The sequence below is a fragment of the Dyadobacter crusticola DSM 16708 genome (assembly GCF_000701505.1).
Lineage (GTDB): Bacteria > Bacteroidota > Bacteroidia > Cytophagales > Spirosomataceae > Dyadobacter > Dyadobacter crusticola.
Window position 1 is genome coordinate 157005 of record NZ_KL370788.1, and the last position, 7857, is coordinate 164861.

Annotated in this window: 8 protein-coding genes; 4 read left to right on the top strand and 4 right to left on the bottom strand. The window is 42.1% G+C overall.

Annotation, left to right across the window (positions count from 1 at the left end; genetic code table 11):
- The first annotated feature begins 286 nt into the window (after positions 1 to 286).
- Together Q369_RS0127405 and Q369_RS0127410 are read left to right on the top strand one after the other, a co-directional pair.
- Positions 287 to 622, top strand: a complete 336-nt coding sequence (locus Q369_RS0127405) for a DUF7668 domain-containing protein (RefSeq protein WP_031530901.1) — start codon at positions 287 to 289, stop codon at positions 620 to 622.
- Positions 623 to 751: 129 nt separating this feature from the next.
- Positions 752 to 1003 (top strand): DUF3253 domain-containing protein, encoded by a 252-nt coding sequence (locus Q369_RS0127410; RefSeq protein ID WP_031530902.1) that lies wholly within the window; start codon positions 752 to 754, stop codon positions 1001 to 1003.
- 27 nt (positions 1004 to 1030) lie between these two features.
- On the opposite strand, the gene Q369_RS0127415 is transcribed toward Q369_RS0127410, so the two are convergent.
- The 4 genes from Q369_RS0127415 to Q369_RS0127430 form a co-directional block, all read right to left on the bottom strand.
- Positions 1031 to 1552, bottom strand: a complete 522-nt coding sequence (locus Q369_RS0127415; protein ID WP_031530903.1) for a nuclear transport factor 2 family protein — start codon at positions 1550 to 1552, stop codon at positions 1031 to 1033.
- A gap of 695 nt (positions 1553 to 2247) precedes the next feature.
- Positions 2248 to 3150 (bottom strand): HipA domain-containing protein, encoded by a 903-nt coding sequence (locus Q369_RS0127420; RefSeq protein ID WP_229206967.1) that lies wholly within the window; start codon positions 3148 to 3150, stop codon positions 2248 to 2250.
- 57 nt (positions 3151 to 3207) lie between these two features.
- A complete protein-coding gene (locus Q369_RS28160) occupies positions 3208 to 3507 on the bottom strand; it encodes a HipA N-terminal domain-containing protein (RefSeq protein ID WP_310589043.1) in 300 nt (99 codons plus the stop codon).
- 4 nt (positions 3508 to 3511) lie between these two features.
- Positions 3512 to 3712, bottom strand: a complete 201-nt coding sequence (locus tag Q369_RS0127430) for a helix-turn-helix transcriptional regulator (protein ID WP_031530905.1) — start codon at positions 3710 to 3712, stop codon at positions 3512 to 3514.
- Between the two features lie 188 nt (positions 3713 to 3900).
- On the opposite strand from Q369_RS0127430, the gene Q369_RS0127435 reads away from it, so the two are divergent.
- A complete protein-coding gene (locus Q369_RS0127435; protein ID WP_031530906.1) occupies positions 3901 to 7044 on the top strand; it encodes a DUF3427 domain-containing protein in 3144 nt (1047 codons plus the stop codon).
- Between the two features lie 554 nt (positions 7045 to 7598).
- Positions 7599 to 7857 (top strand): transposase (locus Q369_RS0127445; protein WP_031530907.1); only part of this gene is annotated, 259 nt, incomplete at its 3' end.

The window sequence follows — 7857 nt, forward strand, 5'->3', positions numbered from 1 at the left end:
ATGGATAAAATCGAGAAAGAGACTCTTAAATAAGCATCTCTTTCTTGATTAACGGAGAGTATAATACCTCTTAGTTCTTAATTGAATTTAGGGATATAGATATATCTCAGCGTATCTTGGTCAGGTTGATACTTTTCACCTTTTATGATGTTACTAACCTGTCGGGTGGATCGCTTCTCACGGCCAGGTTTAAGCAATCCGTGTATTCTTGATGGTTTAAATACTTTAAATCCTGAAAAAACTCCGGTTACGAAGATAAGAATACCTTTCAAACTACCTCATATATATGGAAAAGGATAAAGCAATTTCTGCTATCAAACAACTGATGACGCTTATTGCAAATAGGCACTTCGGGCTTGTATATCATCTGGATTATGAAAAAGAACTGACTGAAAAGTATATTAAAGAAATTGTTGATTCCCACCCCGGAACACTGTCGCCCACTCCAGACAAAGAAATAGAAAATGTCTACCTTTTTGAAACATTATATCCTAATCAACTTAGGGCTGACATAGATCTGTTTTATGATGGAGAGCGTGGAGACTTAACAGTGGGCTGCCGTGTATATGATGTCGGAGAGGACGAATATAGATTTGCAATAGAAGAGATTCACGTGATGTAGCGGAAATAGCGGCCGATTGTGGGATCGTTCATCTTAAACTTAGCCTGTAACCTCATAATTTAAACCCTTTTCCGAAATGATATAAACTAATGGTATGTCACGCTGGATTTAATTACTTTTTAAAGAAACATGCAGCATTACGAGAAAATAGCAACAGCCATCCTATCTACTGCCATTCATCGTGGCGCTGAAAAAAGCACCTGTCCTTCTGAAATTGCGCGCATGCTATTTCCCGACAACTGGCGAAATCATATGGAAGATGTACGCGAGGTAGCAATTGACTTGCATAACAAAGGCAGTGTGGTAATCACACAAAAGGGTACGCCTGTTGATGTGAAGCATATCAAAGGGCCGGTTCGCATTAAAATTGCCCAGCAATAACACTCTATCAGTGCGCCATTGCGCGTCTTATTGCTTGTTACCCTCCAGTAGCCAGCCCACATATGCAATTTTCCACTGCCCGTTGTGTTTCTCCAGAAAACGGGTTTCACGGCTGAGGCCAGGCATATCCATTACCGGCTCTCCGGTATCCGTGCCATACTGGTCGAAAGTGACCCAGGCGGCATCCTTAAAGATTCTGACATTGATATTTTCCCGCCGTACATTTTGTGGGTTGGGTTCCGGAAAGTCCTTCATGTATCCTTTGGTTCTACTCTCTCTTTCGTCCCATCCTTTAACTACGGTAACCCCGCCATCTTTCCACCAGCCCATTGTACGGATATAGGGTGCATGTACCCAGCAAGCTGCCCATTTGTCATAGTCCTTGTCCCAGAAGGCTTTGGACTCTGCGTCAATCAGCTGTAAAATCTGTGTCTGCTCTTTGCCGTAGTCAATTGCAGGGGGTGGTGTTTCCTTGCTGATAGCAGCCACGTAAAGACTGGCTATAAAGAATAGAATGATAATGAATTGGATGCTTGTAATTTTCTTCATAATAATAGATGGATTTAAAAAGTATATTATTTTTTATTGCTCTGATAGCCTGGTGCACATACTACTTAACTATATACTTGCCGCGTCGGCGACAGCATTAAACTGGATAATTGAATTGTTTTCAATGCTAATGTTTATTTCAACATTAAACCCTCCCGCAGGGGATTTGTGAATGCTATTAGGCGGGCTACACTTTATTTCAAGTAGCCACTACCAACATTGAGCACCACGGCGTGTTTTGTTTCGAAAAATTCTTTGACACGACCCCTTACAGTGGTAAAATCAGGGTGCAACTATATCATCGAGTAATAACTTATTACGATATACGCAAGAGGGAAAGCCATTCTCCCATTCACTTTGCAAGTTTTCTTGTCCTATTATCGGTTCTACTATTGCTTGGCCGCTTATTTAAGAACAAATTTAGGCTTGGCATGGCCACGAAAGAGTAAACGTATATTAATAATTATAAAAGATTATAAAATTCAGAGAACGTATGCTACCCGGATTAGTGTCCAGGATTACCCACGGGTAAAGGAAGTTTGAACCCAATGGGATGTAAGCGGCAACCGCGAACAATACTGTACTCCGCGATCAAAATGGGGGATCAGCTTTAAGTTCTCTTTCCCCATATGAATTGCTTGACAAAGTGGGTGACTGAGTTGTCGAGCTTAATAGATGAAACGGAAGTGGAAGTGCTAAGCTTTGAGGATCCTTATTTTTTTATTCCAAGTTTCAATATATCTCTTCTTCCAATCTTGAGGCAAAAATGACGACTGTATCACGCCTTCTACTTTCTTTTCCGCACCTGCAAACTTTGCATAGATATTGAATACCGCCTTTTCCGGCAGATTCAGCGCTTTTGCGAAAATGTCAAAATCTCCTTTAATAATTTTCCTCTTTCTGCCATTCAAAGTAAGCGCCAGCTCGTCAGCATCGTCCTGAAACACCAGATTTACATTGAGCAGATCGTAGGCTGGTGAAAGAGAAATTGTATGGTTGCTATGGTGGATTACCGAGAAGTTCTTTAAGTGCATATCATTATTGCCGGTCAGGTAGCAGAACAAAACCAACTCGAAGAAATTCAGCGTATCCAGACCTTTATTCGTGCAGTACTGAGCGACCAGTTTACCAGTTTTCTCGTAGGAACCTTTGTATTTTTGCTCTGTCAGAAATCCTGAGATTTGACAGAAATCTTCAACATGTACCTTCTGGCCCTTCTCACGATCAAAACGCTTAGCGATATAGGCCAGCTTGCCTTCGGTGGTGGGGATGAGTGTATGTTGGCAGGTTTTGATTCTAAATAAGTCCGCCAAATGCATTGTCAAATCCTCCGTTTCTGGCATGAATTGAAACTCATCATGCTGCGGTTTCAGGATGTATTGTCCCCATAAGCCAACAATTGTTAGCCGCTCGCCCCCAACTTCCTTTTCCAGATCCACCGAAAGTTTGGGCTGAACCCCTGTTACTGCAATACGCTTGTTAACTGTCCTAGTAGCCAGGTCACTCAATATTTGTTTGTCTAGATGCAGCTCAGGTAGCGTGCTAGTACCAAAGAATTTCTTACAGCACCGGGCGTGATACTGTTGGTCATTTTCCAATTTTTGGTAACAAAACAGGCATTTAGACATCGGCGACCTCCTCCTGCGGTAAAATACTTACAGCTCCAATCGCATCCGGCAAAGAGCTAACAATAACTCGAAACGATCGTTTCCTTTAAGCTTCCAATAGTTTTGAGCTACGTTCAATAGCCAGCCTTCCGGAATGAGCCCGTCGAAGAATGGAAATAATACCCGGCTTTCAAAAGCACCACTTTGCAGGGGTAAAGTCAGACTCACAGGCATGGCGTCAGATAATCGAAGATAGGACTCGTTGTACTGGAACGTATATCCTTCATCATTTTCTATCAAAACACCTGCGAATTTGTCTTTATAGTATACATTTGCTTGCTTGGCCATAGCATTAAGATTTAAGATCTACCACACCGGCTTCCTTGCCAAATAATGCCAACACTTGGTTGACCTTGTCTAGCCGAAGTGTTTTCTTACCTTGTTCCAGGTCGCGTATAAAGCGTAAGCCGACGCCAGCCTTCGAAGCAAGTTCCTCTTGCGTTAAGCCGACTACTTTGCGCCTCTCTTTTAAAAATGCTGAGAAATTAGACATGTTATACCCTTTATGGTATAAATATAGTGAAATTAGCCATAATGTATCATACGGGTATAAAATAGAATTCTGTATTTAGTTTGTACCCGATCGGGATTACTAGTATGAGTTGCAAAACTTTACGACCAGATATTGGTAAATGATAGTTTTTTGCAACTTTATCTCAATATCAATCTCAAACCCCTCCCATGCAGCAAGGCCTTTACGAGAATTTGATTACCAAGCTCATTGCTTCAAAGATAAGCTCCCTCGATAAACAACAATTCTTTGTAAAGGAAACACCCGTCGATAAAAGCGAGGTTGCTCGCTTGCTTAGTCAGCATGTAAGTCGCCTTTTGAACTACGGTTTAAGTTTGATATCTGGAGATGACAGTATTGAACATCAAATCGAATTATCAAACAAGATCATCAGGGTACTTCGAACGGAATTGGATTACACTGATTTTGATCAGGATTTGGTTTTAATAAATGGAAAAATCCTGAATGCTGTATTCGCGAAAATGGATGCGCCTTTCTCCGATTTTGAAAAACATATTAAGGAAATAACCCCATTTACAGGCTTAGGACAAAGCGAATTATTCACAGGTTCCAATGTCGGGCTTTCGCTCGAAAGTGAACTGAAAAAGGAAATACTCTCTTCTGATAAGATATACTTCCTGGTTTCCTTCATTAAATGGTCGGGCATTAGAATCTTTCAGAAAGAGCTGGAAGAATTCACGCGTCAAGGTAATTCCCTCAAAATAATCACGACTTCCTACATGGGCGCGACTGATTTAAAAGCAGTGGAGTTTTTGGCGGGACTACCGAATAGCGAAGTAAAGGTCTCATACAATACGGAAAACGAGCGGCTACACGCAAAATCTTATCTGTTCTTCCGAAATACCGGCTTCAATACAGGCTACATTGGGTCATCCAATATTTCAAGAAGCGCGCTAACCAGCGGATTGGAGTGGAATTTGAAAGTAACTACTCAGGAAGTTAGTCACATCATAGACAAATTCGCGAAGACTTTCGAAACGTATTGGCTAAACGGAGAATTCGAATATTTTAGATTGGGGGAACATTCGGAGAAACTAAAAGTAGCCCTCGGAAGAGAGAAGAACAAAGGTCAAGTTGAAGGGACTTCTTTTTTTGATATAAAGCCTTTACCGTTCCAGGAGGAGATTTTAGAAAAGCTTTTAGCTGAAAGGCAAATTCATAATAGGAATAAAAACTTGATTGTCGCTGCGACCGGTACAGGCAAAACGGTAGTTTCGGCCTTTGATTTCAAGAACTTTCGTAAAACCCAGCCTCACGCAAGACTTCTTTTCGTCGCACACAGAAAGGAAATACTGATGCAGGCAAGGGCGACCTTTGCGGGCATTCTACGTGATAACAACTTTGGTGACCTCTGGGTGGACGGCATCGAGCCAGACAATTATGATGTTGTGTTTGCGTCTGTGATGACTCTTGCAAATCGCATGGAGGAGCTGCCGCTTTCGGAAAGCTATTATGATTTCATTATCGTAGATGAAGTGCACCACATTGCCGCAAATAGCTACCGCCCAATTCTAAATAAATTTAAGCCGAAGGTGCTTCTTGGCTTAACCGCGACTCCCGAGCGTACTGACGGGGCCGATATTCTGGCGGACTTTTGCGATACAATTGCAGCCGAAATTAGATTGCCTGAGGCCATGAACAGGAAACTGCTTTGTCCATTTCAATATTTTGGAATTAGCGATAGTACAGATTTATCTAATGCAACCTGGCAGAATGGACGATATCTCCCAAGTGAGCTGACGAGAATTTACACGCACAATGATCTTCGAGTTGGAGAAATTATTAGTCACTGCAGAAACTATCTCACAGACTATGAGGATGTCAGGGCATTGGGTTTTTGTGTAACTCGTGAACACGCCATTTACATGGCGGAAAAGTTTTCATTGGCTGGGTTAAAAGCAGATTACCTTATCAGCGGAGGCGACCGTGAAGAATTGAGATCCACCATTAAATCTAAATTGTTGCGGAAGGATATCAATTACCTCTTCGTGGTTGATATTTTCAATGAGGGTGTCGATATCCCAGAAATTGACACCGTGCTGTTTTTGCGACCTACCGAAAGTTTGACGGTGTTTCTTCAACAACTTGGTAGGGGTTTGCGATTGTCAGAGGGTAAGGAGTGCCTGACTGTTCTCGACTTTGTTGGCAATGCCCGGCCAGAATACGATTTTGAAGGTAAATTCAGGGCGCTCATAGGTAAAACCAATACTTCCACGCTGGAAGAGGTCGAACGTGATTTCCCACATTTGCCATTGGGCTGCTCCATTGTTTTGGAAAAGAAGGCAAAGGAAATCATTCTAAAAAATATACGGTCGGCGACCCAGCTCAATACCAATCAGCTCGTTAACAAAATCGCCAATTTCCGGCATCAAACCACATTGCCTTTATCGCTTAAAAACTTTGTCACGTTCCATAACATTCCGCTGCAAGCGATTTACAAGCGAGCGACTTGGAGCAGACTCTGTCAGTTGGCGAATCAGTTGGACAATCTATTGCCAATCAATGAGAAGGAGACGCAGCGCACGATACTGAAAAAATGGCTCTGCTGTAATTCATTCAGCTATTTATCATTCATTCTAAGGATGGCGAAGCAGAAGTTTCAGGTAGATGTAAATGCGTTGCCCGATCAGGAAAAATTAATGCTAACCATGCTCCACTACGATTTTTGGCGAAGCCCGGGCGGAGCAGAGGACCTATCGGCAAGTATTGCAAAAATTGGAAGAAATGAACAGCTAGTCAGTGAAATGGCCGAGCTGCTCGAACTCGTTATCGACAGAATTGCGCACATCGAAATGGATGCTGATCTGCCTTTTGTTCAACCGATCAAAGTACATAGCCGATATTCGAGAGAACAGATCTTTGCCGCTTTCGGGGAAAGCACATTTGAAAGGAAATCCAGCAACCGTGAAGGGGTCGTAAACCTGGAAGCGAAGAATGCCGAGCTGCTGCTCATAACGCTGGAAAAGACAGAAGCAAATTACTCTCCGACCACATTGTATAACGATTACGCAGTCAGTGAGAAGATATTTCACTGGCAGTCTCAAAACACGGCCCGGCCTGAAACTGGTAAAGGGCTGTCATATCTAAAGCAAAAACAAACGGGGAAATCGATTCTTCTTTTTGTGCGGGAGAAGAACAATGATGAATTCAATAATACGATTGCCTATGTCTTCCTGGGCCTGGCGGATTATATCGACCATTACGGAGCGAAGCCGATGAGTATCAATTGGGCACTGCGCGAGTCAGCTCCGCATTATATCTGGAAGGATATGGCGAAGATGGCGGTGGGGTGAGGTTATTTGACCATAATAGATGCAAGCGTAACCTCTGGAATTGAGTATGAAAAAAATCTTTGTTGTCTACATCTGCTTGATCGCAGAGGCCAGTTTAAAGATATTCTTTGTAAATTCCATATTCGCCTAAGATTTTTTAACAAAACGAATAGATCCCCTTCTCAGCTTTTGCGCAACGTTTATTGTTATGTCGAAATGTTGTTAAGCGACAATACGAAGAATAAAAAGCCCTCGATATTATTCATTTGAATGTCAGTGGTATGTCTGAACCCAATGCTAATAAATATTATTTTTATACCAAATCAGTATAGAAAGCAAGTATTATCCCATATTGCTATAATATAGCATATCACAAAATGAGAAAGGCTCAATTAAAGTTTCTAAACTATCTACAAGGCAAGGTTAATAATCTTATCAACAAAATCGAAAATTTTGATGCCGCAGCCACGAACGCAAATATTTTGCCTGCATCTTTCAATTCGCTTTCACCTGTCGGAGTATAATACTCCCAAAAATCTGGACAGCTACTTAAATTTCTATTTTAGTAGTTGACTATGAAAAAGGAACGCAGAAAATTCAGCGCAAGCTTCAAAGCCAAAGTGGCCATTGAAGCTATCAAAGAGGTTCAGACCGTCCAGGAACTAGCCTCCAAGTATGAGATTCATCCAACGCAGATAGCGGCCTGGAAGCGGGAGTTTCTGGAAAAGGCGGAGCTCGTGTTCAGCAAAGAGGTACCGACGGCTGGGAATGACACTGAAAATACAAAGGAGAAAGAATTGTATTCCAAGATCGGAGAACTTCAGGTTCAGGTAG